The following is a 15,176-nucleotide window of genomic DNA, read 5'->3' as shown; positions in this document are numbered from 1 at the left end:
CCCTCCACTCGTCGTCCTAGCCTGGGCCGTTTCTCGTCGGAGCATACGACCGGTTGAGCCTGGCGGTCGAACATCATGTACGGCACCCGGTGCAGTCTCGACACCTGTGTCGGGCGGCCATCCGCGTGGCCGAGAGACCAATACCGCTACCGCCCGCGATCAGTTCATCGATGAACGGCGACGGAGTTCGAACCCCCACTGTTAGACGCTCAACCCACCCCTAGAGGTTGCGCTGGCAATTCTTCGCCAAAACCCCTGTTCGGGTGCCCCGCAGCTGTACGGATTGAGCCGATCCGGTCAAAAGCTAACACAGGATCTTCTGCTTTCGGAAAGCGTTCGCCACACTTTCGGGGCACGATGCGTAGCCGCTCGACATGCTCCACGACTATCCGTGAATGCGAGGCCACGATGACTGCACGCGGTCGCTCAGCCCTGGTCATGATGGTCGCACTGGCGTGCTCGGTGCTCACCGCCCCGGCTCAGGCGAGTCCCTCCGACGAGGACAACGCGACGCTGGGATCGCAGATCCGCGAGTTCGAGCCCCTCGACCCGCTGCCCGAGCCGAACCTCGACCCGCTGGCCACCGTGCCGGGCATGGACGTCGCCAGCTACCAGGGCAACGTGGACTGGGCGTCCTGGTACGGGCAGGGCAAGCGCTTCGCCTACGTCAAGGCGACCGAGTCCCACAGCTACACCAACCCGTACTTCGCGCAGCAGTACAACGGGTCCTACGACGTCGGCATGATCCGCGGCGCCTACCACTTCGCGATCCCCAACGCCTCCAGCGGAGCCGCCCAGGCGAACTACTTCGTCGACAACGGCGGCGGCTGGTCGACCGACGGCCGCACGCTGCCCGGCGCCCTGGACGTGGAGTACAACCCGTACGGTTAGGTCTGCTACGACATGAGCGGGGACGCGCTCACCGCGTGGATCAAGGACTTCAGCGACACCTACCACGGGCGCACCGGCCGCTACCCGGTCATCTACACGAGCACGAACTGGTGGAACCAGTTCGTCTCCGGGACCTTCGGCACCACCAACCCGCTGTGGATCGCCCGCTACGCCGACAGCCCCGGCCAACTCCCCCGGGGCTGGCTGCTGTGGACGTTCTGGCAGCACACCTCCGACCCCCTCGACCAGAACACCTTCAACGGCCCCATGTCGGGCCTCCAAGCCCTCGCCAACGGCTGACCCGCCCCTGACCACGGCCGTGTTCAGGACACGGAACCCCGCCGTGATCGGGGACCGGAACACGGGAGCAATCCGGCCATCCCGGCGCGGAAGGGCAGCTCGCCGATGATCGTCTTCGTGGACAATCACCGGCATGGGTGAACGCAAGGTCGGGTTGGTCTTGACGATCTCGCTGGCGATCCTCGTGCTGTGCGGGGTGAGCGCCGGGTTGCTGGTGTTCGACCCGCGGACCACCGGGGCCGACGCCTTGCGGACCGGCGGGCTCGCGGCCGGATCGGTGGTCGCGCTGTACGCGCTGTGGCTCAACGATCGGCGGCGGCGGGTCGAGGAGCAGCGGCAGAGCCTGGAGAGCCGCCGCACCGACCTGGACCGCGACCGCGTCGCCGACGAGCGCTTCGCCCGCGCGGTCGAGCTGCTGGGGCACGAGACCGACCAGGTCAGGGTGGGTGCGCTGCACGCGCTGGCAGGTCTGGCGCGCAGCAACCGCGACTACGCCCAGACCGTCCTCGACGTGCTCTGCTCCTACCTGCGCCGCCCCTTCCAGCACCCGCGCTACTCGTCGTCGCAGCGCTGGACGCCGGAGGAGTCCGACGACGCCGAGCGCCAGCTGCAGGTGCGGCTGACCGCGCAGCGCCTGATCACCGAGCTGCTGCCCGGTGCGGACGACACCGACGAACCGGCCTTCGACCTGGACCTGACCGGGGCGACGCTGGAGTACTTCGCGCTGTCCGACCGCAAGGTCGGCACCGTCCTGCTGCGCTACGCGCACCTGTTCAGCAGCAACAACCTCAGCCGCAGCGTCTTCCACGGCGACGTCTACTTCACCGGCAGCGCCTTCGGCACCGGCCGGCTCAGCGGCAGGTTCCGCTGCGACGACGCGGTGTTCCACCGCCGCGCGTGGTTCAGCGGCGTGCACTTCGGCGGGCCGATGCGCTGTCGGCGCAGCACGTTCCACGGGCCCGTGAAGTTCTCCGACAGCACCTTCACCGACGAGGTGACGCTGGCCGGTTCGACGTTCGAGGGGCGGTCGGACTTCGACGGCGTCGTGTTCGACCGGACCCCGGACCTGACCGGGACGACAGGAGCCCCGACCATCGCGGTCGGGGCTCCTGAGTGAGCGGACTCAGCCGAACAGCTTCGGCAGGGTGCCTTCCCAGGCTTCGCGGAGCTCCGGCAGCGGGATCTCGGTGACGTCCTGGATGTCCAGGGAGTTCGAGCCCGCGTCGGCGACACCGACCTTGGCCCACGGCAGGCCGCGGGCGGTGCACATGTCGGTGAAGCGCAGCTCCTCGGAGCGCGGGACCGCGACGAGGACGCGACCGGCGGACTCGGAGAACAGCTGGACGAACGGGTCCGCGCCCTCCGGCAGCACCACGCGGGCGCCGCACTCGCCGACCAGCGCGGTCTCGACCAGCGCCTGCGCCAGACCGCCCTCGGAGAGGTCGTGCGCGGCGGAGATCATGCCGTCGCGGGAACCCGCGAGCAGGATCTCGGCCAGCAGCTTCTCGCGGGCCAGGTCGACCTTCGGCGGCGTGCCGCCGAGGTGGTCGTGCGCCACGCGGGCCCACTCCGAACCGCCGAACTCCTCGCGCGTCTCGCCGAGCAGGATCAGCGTCTCGCCCTCCTCGCCACCGATGCCGGTGGGGATGCGGCGGGTGACGTCGTCGATCGTGCCGAGCACGCCGACGACCGGAGTCGGCAGGATCGCCTGCTGACCGGTCTGGTTGTAGAAGCTGACGTTGCCGCCGGTGACCGGGATGCCCAGCTCGGCGCAGGCGTCGGCCAGGCCGCGCACCGCCTGCTGGAACTGCCACATCACGCCCGGGTCCTCCGGCGAACCGAAGTTCAGGCAGTTGGTGACGGCCATCGGCGTGGCACCGGTGGTGGCCACGTTGCGGTAGGCCTCGGCCAGCGCCAGCTGCGCGCCCGTGTACGGGTCGAGCCGGGTGTAGCGGGCGTTGCAGTCGGTCGCGATCGCGATGCCGCGACCGGTCTCCTCGTCGATGCGCAGCACGCCGCCGTCGGACGGCTGGGCCAGCACGGTGTTGCCCCGCACGTAGCGGTCGTACTGGTCGGTGACCCACGCGCGCGAGCACAGGTTCGGCGAGGCGGCCATCGTCAGGATGGTCTCCCGCAGCTCTTCCGGGGAGGACGGACGGGCCAGGGTGTTGGCGTTGTCGGCGGCGATGAGGTCCTGCTCGCCCGGCCGCTCGACGGGACGCTGGTAGACCGGACCGTGGTGGGCGACGGTCCGCGGCGGCACGTCGACGACGAGCTCGTCCTGCCAGTAGATCTCGAGGTTCTCGCCGTCGGTGACCTCACCGATGACGTTGGCCGTGACGTCCCACTTCTGGCAGACCTTCATGAACTCGTCCACCTTGGACGGGTCCACGACGGCGCACATGCGCTCCTGGGACTCGCTGGAGAGGATCTCCGCGGCGTTCATGCCGGCGGCGCGCAGCGGGACCTGGTCCAGGTCGACGCGCATGCCGCCGTCACCGGCCGCGGCCAGCTCGGAGGTCGCGCAGGACAGCCCGGCACCGCCGAGGTCCTGGATGCCCACGACCAGGCCCGAGTGGTACAGGTCCAGGCAGCACTCGATGAGCACCTTCTCCGCGAACGGGTCGCCGACCTGCACGCTGGGCAGCTTCTTGCGGCCACCCCCGCTCTCGTCGCCGTCGAAGGTCTCCGAGGCCAGCACGGACACGCCGCCGATGCCGTCGAGGCCGGTGCGCGCGCCGAACAGGATGATCTTGTTGCCCTTGCCGGAGGCGTGCGCGAGGTGCAGGTCCTCGGTCTTCATCACGCCGACGCACATGGCGTTGACCAGCGGGTTCCCGGCGTAGGACTCGTCGAAGACGACCTCGCCGCCGATGTTGGGCAGACCCAGGCAGTTCCCGTAGCCGCCGACTCCGGCGACGATGCCCGGCAGGACGCGCTTGGTGTCCGGGGCGTCGGCCGGGCCGAAGCGCAGCGGGTCGGCGACGGCGACCGGGCGGGCGCCCATCGCCATGATGTCGCGGACGATGCCGCCCACACCCGTGGCCGCGCCCTGGTAGGGCTCGACGTAGGACGGGTGGTTGTGGCTCTCCAGCTTGAAGGTGACCGCCCAGCCGTCGCCGATGTCGACCACACCGGCGTTCTCGCCGATGCCGGCGAGCATCTTGGCGCGCATCTCGTCGGTGGTGGTCTCGCCGAAGTACTTGAGGTGGACCTTCGAGGACTTGTAGGAGCAGTGCTCGCTCCACATCACCGAGTACATCGCCAGCTCGGCCTCGGTGGGCCGGCGACCGAGGATCTCGCGGATCCGCTGGTACTCGTCGTCCTTCAGGCCCAGCTCGCGGAACGGCTGGTCGACGTCCGGAGAGGTCTTCGCCCGGTCGACGGAGTCGATGTGGCCGGCTCCACCGGCCGTGTCGATCTTGTCGGTCACGCTGCCACCAAAGAATCCAGAACGGACAGGAACATGCCGAGGCCGTCGTCGGTGGGCCCGGTCAGCGGGTCGATCGCGTGCTCGGGGTGCGGCATCATGCCCGCGATCCGCCCGCGCGCGTCGGTGACGCCCGCGATGTCGCGCCGCGACCCGTTCGGGTTCTCACCGGCGTAGCGGAACAGCACGCGGCCTTCGCCCTCGAGCTGGTCGAGCACGGCCTCGTCGGCCACGTAGTTGCCCTCGCCGTGCTTGATCGGGACGAGCAGCTCGGCGCCGACGTCGTAGCGCGTGGTCCAGGCGCTGGAGTTGTTCTCCACCTTCAGCCACTGGTCGCGGCACACGTAGTGCAGGCCCGCGTTGCGGGTCAGCACGCCGGGCAGCAGCCCGGACTCGCACAGGATCTGGAAGCCGTTGCACACACCCAGCACCGGCATCCCCTTGCCCGCCGCGATGATGACCTCGGTCATCACCGGCGCGAACTTGGCGATCGCGCCGCAGCGCAGGTAGTCGCCGTAGGAGAAGCCGCCGGGCACGACCACCGCGTCGACGCCCTTGAGGTCGTGGTCGGCGTGCCAGAGGGCGACGGCCTCACCACCGGCGCGGCGGACCGCGCGCGCGGCGTCGACGTCGTCGAGCGTGCCGGGGAAGGTGATGATGCCGATCTTCGCGCTCATGCCAGTACCGCCTCTCCGCGATTCACAGTGGTGGTTGCGCCCGGCTGAATCTCGCGTTCCGCGGTTCCTCGTGGCCGGCTCGCGTCACGCTCCACTGAGGTGCGGTTGAGCAGGGCTGAAGTGGGCCACATGGTGATCATGCTTCCGCCCGGCGCACGACGAAGTCCTCGATGACGGGGTTGGCCAGCAGGGTTTCAGCGATGTTGGCGAGCGTGGCGTCGTCGACGTCGTCGGCGACCTCCAGCTCGAACCGCTTTCCCTGGCGGACTTCGGTGATGCCGTCGAACCCGAGACGGGGCAGCGCGTTGGCCACCGCCTGTCCCTGCGGGTCGAGGATCTCCTGCTTCGGCATGACGTCGACAACGACTCGGGCCACGGGTGCTGCTCCCGGTTTCCGTGCAGATCCGCCGGTACCGGCGGATGGCCAGCAGTACGTTCGCAGCGTAACTGAGCTGGGAGTTCACCCCTCCGAGCAGGGGCCTGACGTGCGTCGCAGCTCACCCATCGACTGTGTTCCGCATCACGAAAACGGGTGGTTGTCCGAACCTCTTCGCGGGTGGGACGTCTTCAGGACATCAACGACATCGCTCGCACTGAGGGGGATTCACGATGCGCAGCTTGAAGACCGCGCTCGCCGGAGCCGCGCTCGCCGGCCTCGCGCTGACCGCCGCCGCACCCATCGCCACCGCCGTCCCGGCCACCACCGGCACCGCGCCGGCCGCCGCGGTCACCGCCCAGGGCGGCGGCCTGACCGTCGACCACGCCGTGGTGCGCCCGGGCGAGCAGCTCAAGATCCACCTCGACCACGGCCCGGAGGCGCTGAGCTGGATCTCCTCCGGTTCGTTCGTCCGCGACTCCGGGCACCCGATGGGCGCCGACGAGGGCGTCGCCCACGTGGTCCGCGACTCCGGCGGCAGCGCCGACGCGGTCGCCACCATCGGCGACGTCCCGCCCGGCCAGTACGTCGTGCACGCGCGCGTGGGCGGCGGCTCCGTTCCGGGCGTCACCATCACCGTCCGGTGACAGGAGGCGAAGACCGGCGGGGCTCGGGGGTCCGCCGGTCTTCGCCCTCGCGCGGGTGGTGGCAGAGTGGGCGCGGATTTCGCCGCTGCTGAGGAGGATTCGCGTGCACATCACCCACTTCGGACACGCGTGCGTGCTGCTGGAGACCGGTTCGGCCAGGCTGCTGCTCGACCCGGGCGCGTTCTCGACCGACTTCGAGGACCTGCGCGACCTCGACGCCGTGCTGATCACCCACCAGCACCCCGACCACCTCGACTTCGACCGGCTCCCGGCGCTGCTGGCCGCCAACCCGGACGCCCGGCTGGTCGTCGACCCGGGCAGCGCTCCGGCCGTCGCCGAGAAGGGGCTGACCGCCACCACCGCTCGACCCGGTGATGCCCTCGAGCTGGGCGGATCCTCGATCAACATCGTCGGCGGGCAGCACGCGGTGATCCACCCGGACATCCCGAACATCGACAACATCGGCTACCTCGTCGACCACGGCGCCTTCTACCACCCGGGCGACGCGTTCCACGTCCCCGAGCAGCGGGTCGACGTGCTGGGCCTGCCGACCGGCGCGCCCTGGCTCAAGCTCTCCGAGGCCGTCGACTTCCTGCGCGCCGTCGCGCCGCGCGCCGCCGTTCCGATCCACGAAGCGGTCCTGGCGATGCCCGCGATGCACTACCGCAGGTTCGAAGAGCTCAGCCCCTCGGAGACCACGGTCGACGTCCTCCCCAGGGCCTCGGCGACGGAGGTCTAGGGCGGTTCTGGCCCGAACCGCCCTGGATCGATGTCCCTCGTGCCCGGGCGGTTCGGAGCAGAACCGTCACCAGGCCTCGTGCGGAATCCGCGGCTTCGGGATCCGGTCCAGCTCCGAGCGGACCGTGGCGAACGACGCGTAGGTGACCGGCTCGGCGCCGTGGTGCAGTGCCAGGTCCACCGCGTCCAGGATCGCGTGCCGCACCGCCGGTTTCGCCAGCGTCTGCGCCTCCAGCGCCAAGCGGACGGCGCGTCCGCGGCGAGCAGCGCGACCGGCGCCCAGCACCAGCGCCCGGCACCACCACGGCTCCGCGACCTCGCCAGGGCCCAAGATCCGGATGCGGGAGCGCAGCACGCTGCCGGTGCCGAGGTCGCGCACGCCCATGGCGTCCGCGCACACCGCGAAGCCGCGTCGCTGGGCGGCCAGGACCGTGCCCGGCGAGGCCAGCCAGCGCGGCGGGATGAACGTGTGCGTGCGCAGCCCGGCCTGCTCCAGCACCGCCGAGGCGGCCACCAGCCGCAAACCCGCTTCGTGCGCGGGAAGCCTGGCCGCGGGCGCGAGCCGCGAGCGCAGACCGGGCGAGGTGCGGGCGAAGCCGTGCAGGCTCACCGTGTCCCGGCCGTTGAGCCGATCGGCCACCCAGCCGAGCAGCGGCGACCTGCGGTCGCGGGAGTCGAGGTCGGTCGGGCTCGGAGAGATCAACAAGGACAGCGGGACGCCCCGTCGGTCCAGCTCCGCGGCGAAATCCGCGCAGCTGTCCAGCGACCGGTGCTCCAGCCCCGACAACGACACCACGAGCGGCGTGCTCACAAACACCCATTCGGCCTGGCGCGGGTGACCGTTACCTGAAAGCCAGGTGTCCCCCCGGCGCAAATCCGGCGAACCTCCACCCCGCAACCATCAAACGCGCAGGCCAGGTCCACCCCGCGACACGCCGCCCAATCCCGCTACCGGGTGAAGCATTCGAATCTCGCGCGAAATTCGACCCCGAATTTCCGGACTCGAAACTGGAATGCCGGTGGTCAGGAGGCCTGGGGCCAGTCCGCGAAGGAGCGGCCGGTGATGCGTTCGTAGGCCTCGACGTAGCGGGCGCGGGTCGCCTCGACGATGTGGTCCGGCAGCGCGGGCGGCGGGGTGTCGGAGTGCCGGTCCCAGCCGGACTCCTGCGAGGTCAGCCAGTTGCGGACGAACTGCTTGTCGAAGGACGGCTGGACCTTGCCCGGCTCGTAGCCGTCGGCAGGCCAGTAGCGGGACGAGTCCGGGGTGAGCACCTCGTCGCCCAGCACCAGCTCACCGGCGGCGTTGTGGCCGAACTCGAACTTCGTGTCCGCCAGGACCACGCCGCGCTCACGCGCGTGCTCCGCCGCGCGGGCGTAGACGCGCAGCGTCAGGTCGCGCAGCTCGGCGGCGAGCTCGGCGCCCTCCTTCGCCGCGACGGCCTCGAAGCTCACGTTCTCGTCGTGCTCGCCGAGCTCGGCCTTGGTCGCCGGGGTGAAGATCGGCTCCGGCAACCGCGACGACTCGACCAGCCCGTCCGGCAGCGCCACGCCGCACACCGAACCGGTGCGCTGGTAGTCGATCAGCCCGGACCCGGTCAGGTAGCCGCGGGCCACGCACTCGACCTGCACCATGCTCAGCCGCTCGACCAGCAGCGCGCGGCCGCGGACCTCGGCGGGGATGCGCGGGTCGTCGTAGGCCACCAGGTGGTTGGGCAGCTCGTCGGCCAGCAGCTCGAACCAGAACACGCTCATCGCGGTGAGCACGGCGCCCTTGTCCGGGATCGGCGTGTCCAGCACGTGGTCGTAGGCCGAGATGCGGTCCGAGGCGACCAGCAGCAGGTGTTCGTCGTCAACGGCGTGCAGCTGGCGAACCTTGCCTGCCGCGATCTGGGGGTAATCGGCGAGTGCAACCACGACGCGATTGTCTCCCACCGCAGGTTGGCGGCTCGCACGTGGTGGGATTGAGGGGATCAGGAGGAGGAGATCGTGACCGAGAATTTCACCGACTGGCTGCGCGGTCGCAGCGAACCCGACTGGACCCAGGTCGTGGAGCACCCGTTCACCGACGCGCTGTTCGACGGGTCGATGCCCGACGAGTACATGAGCTCCTACCTGGTGCAGGACTACCAGTTCGTGGACGACTTCCTGGCGCTGCTCGGCGCCGCCGTCGCCCGGGCCGACCGGTACTCCTCGCGGCTGGCGCTGGCCGGCAGCATCGCGGTCGTCACCAGCGAGGAGAACACCTACTTCCAGCGCTCCTTCGACGCGCTGGGCATCGGTGAGTCCGACCGGGTCAGCCCGGAGCTGGACCCGGCGACCGTGGCGTTCCGCGACCTGATGCGCGACACCCGCGACAACGGCGATTACGCCGAGATCCTGACGGTGCTCACCGTCGCCGAGTGGACCTACCTGGAGTGGGCGGTGCGCGCACCGGCGAAGCCGGACAACTTCGTCCACGCCGAGTGGATCGAGCTGCACGCCAACCCGGACTTCCAGTCGTGGGTGAGCTGGCTGCGCTCGGAGCTCGACCGCGTCGGCGCGGGCCTCGACGAGCGCGAACGAGCACGCTGCCTGCGCCTGTTCCAGCAGGCCACCAAGTGCGAGATCGACTTCTTCAACGCCCACTGGGACTGAGACCCGCGCAGAACCGCTGGTCACCGGCCGGGGTTTCGGACTTCAGTGGAAATCCGCGCACGGGTTCCACTGAAGTCCGGTCCCCGATTTCCACTGAGATCCGGAACGCCACGGGTCGGAGCGGGTCAGAGGATGTCGCTCGGGGAGTAGGCCGCGGCCTGGGGGTACTGGGTCGCGACCTTCTCCACTGCGGCGATGACGTCGCTGACCTGGGACGACGCCGCGCCGGTGAAGGCCAGCTTGTCGGCCAGCAGCGCTTCGAGCTGCTCGCGGCCGAGCGGCAGCCGCTCGTCGGCGGCGAGCCGGTCGAGGAGGTCGTTGCGCTCGGCGCCCTGCTCGCGCATGTCCAGGGCGACCGCGACGGCGTTCTCCTTGATCGCCTCGTGCGCGACCTCCCGACCCACGCCCGCCCGAACCGCGCCCATCAGCACCTTGGTGGTGGCCAGGAACGGCAGGTAGCGGTCGAGCTCGCGGGCCACGACGGCCGGGAACGCGCCGAACTCGTCGAGCACCGTCAGGAACGTCTCCAGCAGGCCGTCGAAGGCGAAGAACGCGTCCGGCAGCGCCACCCGGCGGACCACCGAGCACGACACGTCGCCCTCGTTCCACTGGTCACCGGCCAGTTCCGCGCTCATCGAGACGTAGCCGCGCACGATCACCGCGAGACCGTTGACGCGCTCGCAGGAGCGGGTGTTCATCTTGTGCGGCATGGCGCTGGAGCCGACCTGGCCGGGCTTGAAGCCCTCGGTGACCAGCTCGTGCCCGGCCATCAGCCGGATCGTCTTGGCGACGCTGGAGGGCGCGGCGGCCAGCTGCGAGAGCAGGCTCAGCACCTCGAAGTCCAGCGACCGCGGGTAGACCTGGCCGACGCTGGTGAGCGTGCTGGCGAAGCCCAGGTGACCGGCGACGCGGCGCTCCAGCTCGGTGAGCTTGTCGGTGTCGCCGCCGAGCAGGTCGAGCATGTCCTGAGCGGTGCCGACCGGGCCCTTGATGCCGCGCAGCGGGTAGCGGTCGAGGAGCTCTTCGAGGCGGCGGAAGGCCACCAGCAGCTCGTCGGCGGCGGTGGCGAAGCGCTTGCCCAGCGTGGTGGCCTGCGCGGCGACGTTGTGCGAACGACCGGCCATGACCAGCTCGGCGTTCTGCCCCGCGAGCTTGGCCAGCCGGGCGAGCACGGCGACCGTGCGGTCGCGGACGTGCTCCAGGCTGCGGCGGACCTGCAGCTGCTCGACGTTCTCGGTCAGATCCCGCGAGGTCATGCCCTTGTGGATCTGCTCGTGACCGGCGAGGGCGTTGAACTCCTCGATCCGGGCCTTCACATCGTGCCTCGTCACGCGCTCGCGCTCGGCGATGGAGTCGAGGTCGACCTGCTCCAGCACCCGCTCGTAGTCGGCCACGGCCTGCTCCGGCACCTCGATGCCGAGGTCGGCCTGGGCGCGCAGCACGGCCAGCCAGAGGCGCCGCTCGAGAACGATCTTGTGCTGCGGCGACCACAGCTCGACCAGCTCCGGAGAGGCGTAGCGACCGGCGAGAACATTCGGAATGCTGGGCTTGTCCGTCACCCGCCCAGGATAACCAGCGCGTTCTCCGTGGTCGTTTCGCGTGGCGGTGCGGGTGGGGGAACCTGAGCCGCGCTGTGGGCTCCGCGCGCCACTCCTTGAGCATGTGAATACGCGGCGTCGCGGCGTGCTCGCCACAGCACGGCTGGCGCCCCCGGCGGTGCCAGCTGCTCAGGTGGTGAAGGAGAAAGCGGCTTCGCCGCTTGCCTGACGGGTGTTCAGAATCCGGTCTTCCAGGCCGGGGAGTTCGCTGGGACCACCTCCGGCGTGGCCGGGACGAAGTCCGGGTACTTCTGGCCGGCCCCGGTGTTGAAGAGCACGACGCGGTCGGTGCCGGTGACCGCACCGGTGTCGCGGAGCCGGTGGAGCGCGGCGAGGGTCGCGGCTCCTTCCGGCGCCGGGTAGATGCCCTCGGAGGCGGCGAGCTCCCGGGTGGCCTCGCGCATCTCGTCCTCGCTCACCGACACCGCCGTGCCGCCGGAATCGCGGACGGCGTCGAGGATCAGGTAGTCGCCGACGGCGACGGGAACCCGCAGGCCGCTGGCGTCGGTGGTGGCGTCGTCCCAGCGCGGCGCGTGCCGTTCGCCCTGGTCGTGGGCGCGGACGATCGGGGCGCAGCCCTCGGCCTGGACGACGACCATGCGCGGGCGCTTCTCATCGATCCAGCCGAGCTCGGTCATCTCGGCGAACGCCTTCCACATGCCGACCAGCCCGGTGCCACCGCCGGTCGGGTAGATCACCACGTCCGGCAGCTCCCAGCCGAGCTGCTCGGCCAGCTCGTAGCCGAGCGTCTTCTTGCCCTCCACGCGGTAGGGCTCCTTGAGCGTGGAGACGTCGAACCAGCCGCGCGCCTCGGAGGTCGTGCGCACCAGCCGTCCGGCATCGTCGATCAGGCCCTCGACCAGCCACGTGTCGGCACCGGAGACGACGGCTTCGACCTGGTTGATGCGCGGGCAGTCCTCGGGCATCACCACCCCGGCGGCGAGTCCGGCGCGCGCTGCGTAGGCGGCGAGCGCCCCACCGGCGTTGCCCGCCGACGGAGCGGCGACGGCCTTGGCGCCCAGCTCCCGGGCGCGGGACACGGCCGCGGACATGCCGCGCGCCTTGAAGCTGCCGGTCGGGTTCTGCCCCTCGTCCTTGATCCGCACGTCGGCGATGCCCAGCCGCTCGGACAGCCGCGGCGCGGCCAGCAGCGGCGTGAACCCCTCGCCGAGGCTGACGACGTGCTCGGCGTCGCGGATCGGCAGCACCTCCCGGTACCGCCACATCGAAGGCTCCCGGAGCAGCAGGTCCGACGGCCGCAGGCGGACCTCCGCCAGGTCGTAGCGCGGGTACAGGACCTTGCCGCACTCCTCGCACAACCGGTGCAGGACGTCGGCGTCGAAGGTCCGCCCGCACGCCGTGCACTCGAGGTGGCTGAGGGTGCTGCCCGTGGAGTTCACCATGAGCGAATCCTGACCCGCCGAACCCGCCCGGTCCAGGGCGTTCACGTCGTGAAACTTTTCCAGTCAATCACTGATTCGGCGAAATCATCAATTGCGCTCGATCAGGTGTGGGATTCTGGACTAATACAACGGCGCGATCTTATCGTTGGCCGACGCATTCGCGGCTGTGCACAGGAACGGGAGCGGATGAACACCACCAGGTTCTCCGAAGATCGGCAGGACGTGTTCTGGATCGTGGGCGCAGGTCAGGCGGAACGCCACGCGACGACCATGCGACCAGGGGCGGTGTATGCCGGGCAATGCGTAGTGGCGCTCTGCGACGTTCGGATCAAGATCCCGCAGCCAACCCCGCTCGGGCGCGATCCACAGACGAAGAAAGTCTCAAGGAAGTGCCCAGCGTGCGAAGGAATCGCCGAGGTCAAGAATTACGCGGAAACCTGTTGGGACTTTTAACGTGAAAAAACGTTCTCGGTTCGCCAGATGACCGAGCGGCGTTCTTGCACGCGAATCAGGAGAGCTGGGTCCGCAACATTCTGCGGGCCACTCCGCGCGGATCGGGATCGGACTCGATCAGCGCGTTCACCACGGCTCCGTCGACCAGCGCGACCAGTTCGGTGAGCCGCTCCGCGCCCACCTCCACACCGCTGCGGTAGAAGATCTCCGCGAGCAGCTTCTGCAGTTCGACGGCCATCTCGCGCATCAGCGGGGCCAGGTAGGGGCGGCGCGGCGAGCCGACCAGCCGCTCGTAGCGCAGCAGCACCGGCTCGACCCCGCCGTGCCGGGAGTCGACGCCCAGCAGCAGGTCCAGCAGGAGCTCGATCACCGCGTCGGTGCTGCGCTGCTGCTCGGACAGATCGGCGAGGCGAGCTCGCCCGGCGGCGAGCTCCTCCCTCGCGTTGTGCTCCACCGCTGCGGTGATCAGGTCTTCCAGCGAGGAGAAGTAGTAGGTGGTCGACGCCAGCGGGAGCGCGGCGCGCTCGGCCACGGCGCGGTGCCGCACCGCGTCGAACCCGCCCTCGACGAGCAGCTGCGCCGCAGCCGCCACCAAGGCCTGCCGCCGCCGCTCGCCCTTCGGTGTGCTGGCCGCTGTCATGACCCGCGATCCTATGCCGTGTCCGGAACGTCCGGTTGATCGCCGCTGCGGAGGAGCCCCGCGGCACGGACGACCAGCCGCTTCACCGATCAGAACCGGGTGGCGAGGTCCCCGGCGATGCTGCCGACCCGCGCGACGAACGGAGCCGCCGGCGAACCGGCCTCGGGCTCGCTGAGCACCACCACGAGCTTGCCGCTGCGCGCCTTGCGCACCGACTGCTGCGCACCGTCCGGGCGCTGCACGTCGCCCGGGGCGGACTGGCCCGCCTGCGCCGCGCCCGCCGGGCTGATCATCACCGTCACCCGCCCGGCCGCGGCACCGTCGCGCAGCGAGAACGCCGCCGCCTTCGCGCCGGTCGGGCACGTGCGCACCGATGTCGGTGTGGTGCTCTCGGCTTCGGGCAGCGTGGCCTCGACCGCTTCGACCAGCGACGCGTCCGGCTGGCAGCCGGACGAGCGCGGGGTGATCCCGCCGGACTCGACCTGCGGTCCGGGCGCCACCGTCAGCGGTGCCACCGGCGGCGGGCTCGCCACCGTGCCGGTCGTCGACGAGAACCAACCGGCTCCCACACCGATCCCGCCGACCAGCACCGCAGCCGCCACCGCCGTCCCACCGGCGGTCGCGGTCATCCGGCGCCGGGCCGTGATCCGCCGCGACGCCGTCGAGATGTCACCTTCGTCGAACGACGCCGGCGGAACGGCTCGCACCGAGTCACGGAAAAGCTCTTCGAGCTTGCGCTCGTCCAACCCGCACCCCCTTCACGCGGACCTCAGATCCCCGAGCTCGTCTCCCAGCACCTCTCGCAGCGTCGCCAACCCCCGGGCGCACTGGCTCTTCACGGTTCCTTCGCTGCAGCGCATCACCGCCGCCGCTCCCGCGACGTCCAGCCCCTCGAGGAACCGCAGGACCAGCACGGCGCGCTGCTTCGGCGGCACCTTGCGCAACCCCGCGATGAGGGTCTGCCTGGTGGACACCGAGTCGTCCACGTCCGGGTCGTCGACCGGACTGTCGGGCAGTGTCTCGGCGGCCCTCTCCCGTCGCCAGGGCCGCCTCGACTCGTCGATCACCGCTCTGGTCAAGGTCCGGCGCACGTACGCGTCGAGCGCGCCCTTGTCCCGGACCTTTCGCCAGTGGCGGTGCAGGGCGATGAACGCGGTCTGGGCGAGATCGTCCGCGCGGTGCCAGTCGCCGCACATCATGTACGCCATCCGACGCACCGCCTCCCGCCGAGCCACGAAGTACTCCGCGAACTCCTGCTCTTCGCGCTGGTCCACGCGGAACTCTCCGCTCGTTCGTTGCCTGCACTGCTATGACGGGATCGCGTGCCCGAACCGTTGCACGCTGTTTCGAGCCGATCCACCTGTGATTGATACCGCAGCGGTGAGATCA

Annotated in this window: 14 protein-coding genes and 1 pseudogene; 5 read left to right on the top strand and 10 right to left on the bottom strand. The window is 70.3% G+C overall.

Annotated features, from left to right (window positions below):
* The first annotated feature begins 408 nt into the window (after nt 1–408).
* Together E1202_RS01465 and E1202_RS01460 are read left to right on the top strand one after the other, a co-directional pair.
* Nucleotides 409–1,191, top strand: a pseudogene (locus E1202_RS01465) (lysozyme).
* A 133-nt stretch (nt 1,192–1,324) separates the two neighbouring features.
* A complete protein-coding gene (locus E1202_RS01460; protein WP_132680447.1) occupies nt 1,325–2,308 on the top strand; it encodes a pentapeptide repeat-containing protein in 984 nt (327 codons plus the stop codon).
* Nucleotides 2,309–2,314: 6 nt separating this feature from the next.
* On the opposite strand, the gene purL is transcribed toward E1202_RS01460, so the two are convergent.
* The 3 genes from purL to purS form a co-directional block, all read right to left on the bottom strand.
* Nucleotides 2,315–4,585: a phosphoribosylformylglycinamidine synthase subunit PurL gene (gene purL, locus E1202_RS01455; protein WP_207918428.1), complete on the bottom strand. Its 2,271-nt coding sequence runs from the start codon at nt 4,583–4,585 to the stop codon at nt 2,315–2,317.
* Nucleotides 4,586–4,620: 35 nt separating this feature from the next.
* Nucleotides 4,621–5,298, bottom strand: a complete 678-nt coding sequence (purQ, locus tag E1202_RS01450; RefSeq protein WP_132680446.1) for a phosphoribosylformylglycinamidine synthase subunit PurQ — start codon at nt 5,296–5,298, stop codon at nt 4,621–4,623.
* Between the two features lie 136 nt (nt 5,299–5,434).
* Nucleotides 5,435–5,674, bottom strand: a complete 240-nt coding sequence (gene purS, locus E1202_RS01445) for a phosphoribosylformylglycinamidine synthase subunit PurS (protein ID WP_132680445.1) — start codon at nt 5,672–5,674, stop codon at nt 5,435–5,437.
* A gap of 233 nt (nt 5,675–5,907) precedes the next feature.
* On the opposite strand from purS, the gene E1202_RS01440 reads away from it, so the two are divergent.
* Nucleotides 5,908–6,321: a hypothetical protein gene (locus E1202_RS01440; RefSeq protein ID WP_132680444.1), complete on the top strand. Its 414-nt coding sequence runs from the start codon at nt 5,908–5,910 to the stop codon at nt 6,319–6,321.
* 103 nt (nt 6,322–6,424) lie between these two features.
* Nucleotides 6,425–7,060 carry an MBL fold metallo-hydrolase gene (locus tag E1202_RS01435; RefSeq protein ID WP_132680443.1) on the top strand — a complete coding sequence of 212 codons (636 nt, stop codon included), beginning with the start codon at nt 6,425–6,427 and terminating at the stop codon, nt 7,058–7,060.
* Nucleotides 7,061–7,126: 66 nt separating this feature from the next.
* Here the strand turns inward: E1202_RS01435 and E1202_RS01430 are convergent, their stop codons facing one another.
* Together E1202_RS01430 and E1202_RS01425 are read right to left on the bottom strand one after the other, a co-directional pair.
* Nucleotides 7,127–7,870 carry a DUF2334 domain-containing protein gene (locus E1202_RS01430; RefSeq protein WP_132680442.1) on the bottom strand — a complete coding sequence of 248 codons (744 nt, stop codon included), beginning with the start codon at nt 7,868–7,870 and terminating at the stop codon, nt 7,127–7,129.
* Nucleotides 7,871–8,082: 212 nt separating this feature from the next.
* Nucleotides 8,083–8,973 (bottom strand): phosphoribosylaminoimidazolesuccinocarboxamide synthase, encoded by an 891-nt coding sequence (locus E1202_RS01425; protein ID WP_132680441.1) that lies wholly within the window; start codon nt 8,971–8,973, stop codon nt 8,083–8,085.
* A 72-nt stretch (nt 8,974–9,045) separates the two neighbouring features.
* Between E1202_RS01425 and E1202_RS01420 the strand changes: the two genes are divergently transcribed.
* Nucleotides 9,046–9,693, top strand: a complete 648-nt coding sequence (locus E1202_RS01420) for a TenA family protein (protein WP_132680440.1) — start codon at nt 9,046–9,048, stop codon at nt 9,691–9,693.
* Nucleotides 9,694–9,818: 125 nt separating this feature from the next.
* Here E1202_RS01420 and purB read toward each other — a convergent pair whose 3' ends face one another.
* From purB to E1202_RS01390, 5 genes are all read right to left on the bottom strand, one after another.
* On the bottom strand, nt 9,819–11,252 hold the full coding sequence (purB, locus tag E1202_RS01415) for an adenylosuccinate lyase (RefSeq protein WP_132680439.1): 1,434 nt from the start codon (nt 11,250–11,252) through the stop codon (nt 9,819–9,821).
* A gap of 215 nt (nt 11,253–11,467) precedes the next feature.
* Nucleotides 11,468–12,694, bottom strand: a complete 1,227-nt coding sequence (locus E1202_RS01410; RefSeq protein WP_132680438.1) for a threonine synthase — start codon at nt 12,692–12,694, stop codon at nt 11,468–11,470.
* Between the two features lie 508 nt (nt 12,695–13,202).
* On the bottom strand, nt 13,203–13,787 hold the full coding sequence (locus tag E1202_RS01400; protein WP_132671967.1) for a TetR/AcrR family transcriptional regulator: 585 nt from the start codon (nt 13,785–13,787) through the stop codon (nt 13,203–13,205).
* Nucleotides 13,788–13,876: 89 nt separating this feature from the next.
* Complete coding sequence (locus tag E1202_RS01395; protein ID WP_235877537.1) at nt 13,877–14,494, bottom strand: hypothetical protein; 618 nt, start codon at nt 14,492–14,494, stop codon at nt 13,877–13,879.
* Between the two features lie 51 nt (nt 14,495–14,545).
* On the bottom strand, nt 14,546–15,061 hold the full coding sequence (locus E1202_RS01390) for a SigE family RNA polymerase sigma factor (RefSeq protein WP_132680435.1): 516 nt from the start codon (nt 15,059–15,061) through the stop codon (nt 14,546–14,548).
* Between the last annotated feature and the right edge of the window lie 115 nt (nt 15,062–15,176).

The sequence above is a fragment of the Saccharopolyspora karakumensis genome, assembly GCF_004349225.1.
Taxonomy (GTDB): domain Bacteria; phylum Actinomycetota; class Actinomycetes; order Mycobacteriales; family Pseudonocardiaceae; genus Saccharopolyspora; species Saccharopolyspora endophytica.
The sequence above is the reverse complement of the archived record's forward strand: the minus strand, read 5'-3'. Positions and strand labels throughout refer to the sequence as shown.

What these genes read in the sequence shown, in the direction of transcription:
- E1202_RS01400 (WP_132671967.1), bottom strand. Translation starts at nt 13,787, where the DNA reads ATGACAGCGGCCAGCACACCGAAGGGCGAGCGGCGGCGGCAGGCCTTG.
- purQ (WP_132680446.1), bottom strand. Translation starts at nt 5,298, where the DNA reads ATGAGCGCGAAGATCGGCATCATCACCTTCCCCGGCACGCTCGACGAC.
- E1202_RS01460 (WP_132680447.1), top strand. Translation starts at nt 1,325, where the DNA reads ATGGGTGAACGCAAGGTCGGGTTGGTCTTGACGATCTCGCTGGCGATC.
- E1202_RS01410 (WP_132680438.1), bottom strand. Translation starts at nt 12,694, where the DNA reads ATGGTGAACTCCACGGGCAGCACCCTCAGCCACCTCGAGTGCACGGCG.
- E1202_RS01440 (WP_132680444.1), top strand. Translation starts at nt 5,908, where the DNA reads ATGCGCAGCTTGAAGACCGCGCTCGCCGGAGCCGCGCTCGCCGGCCTC.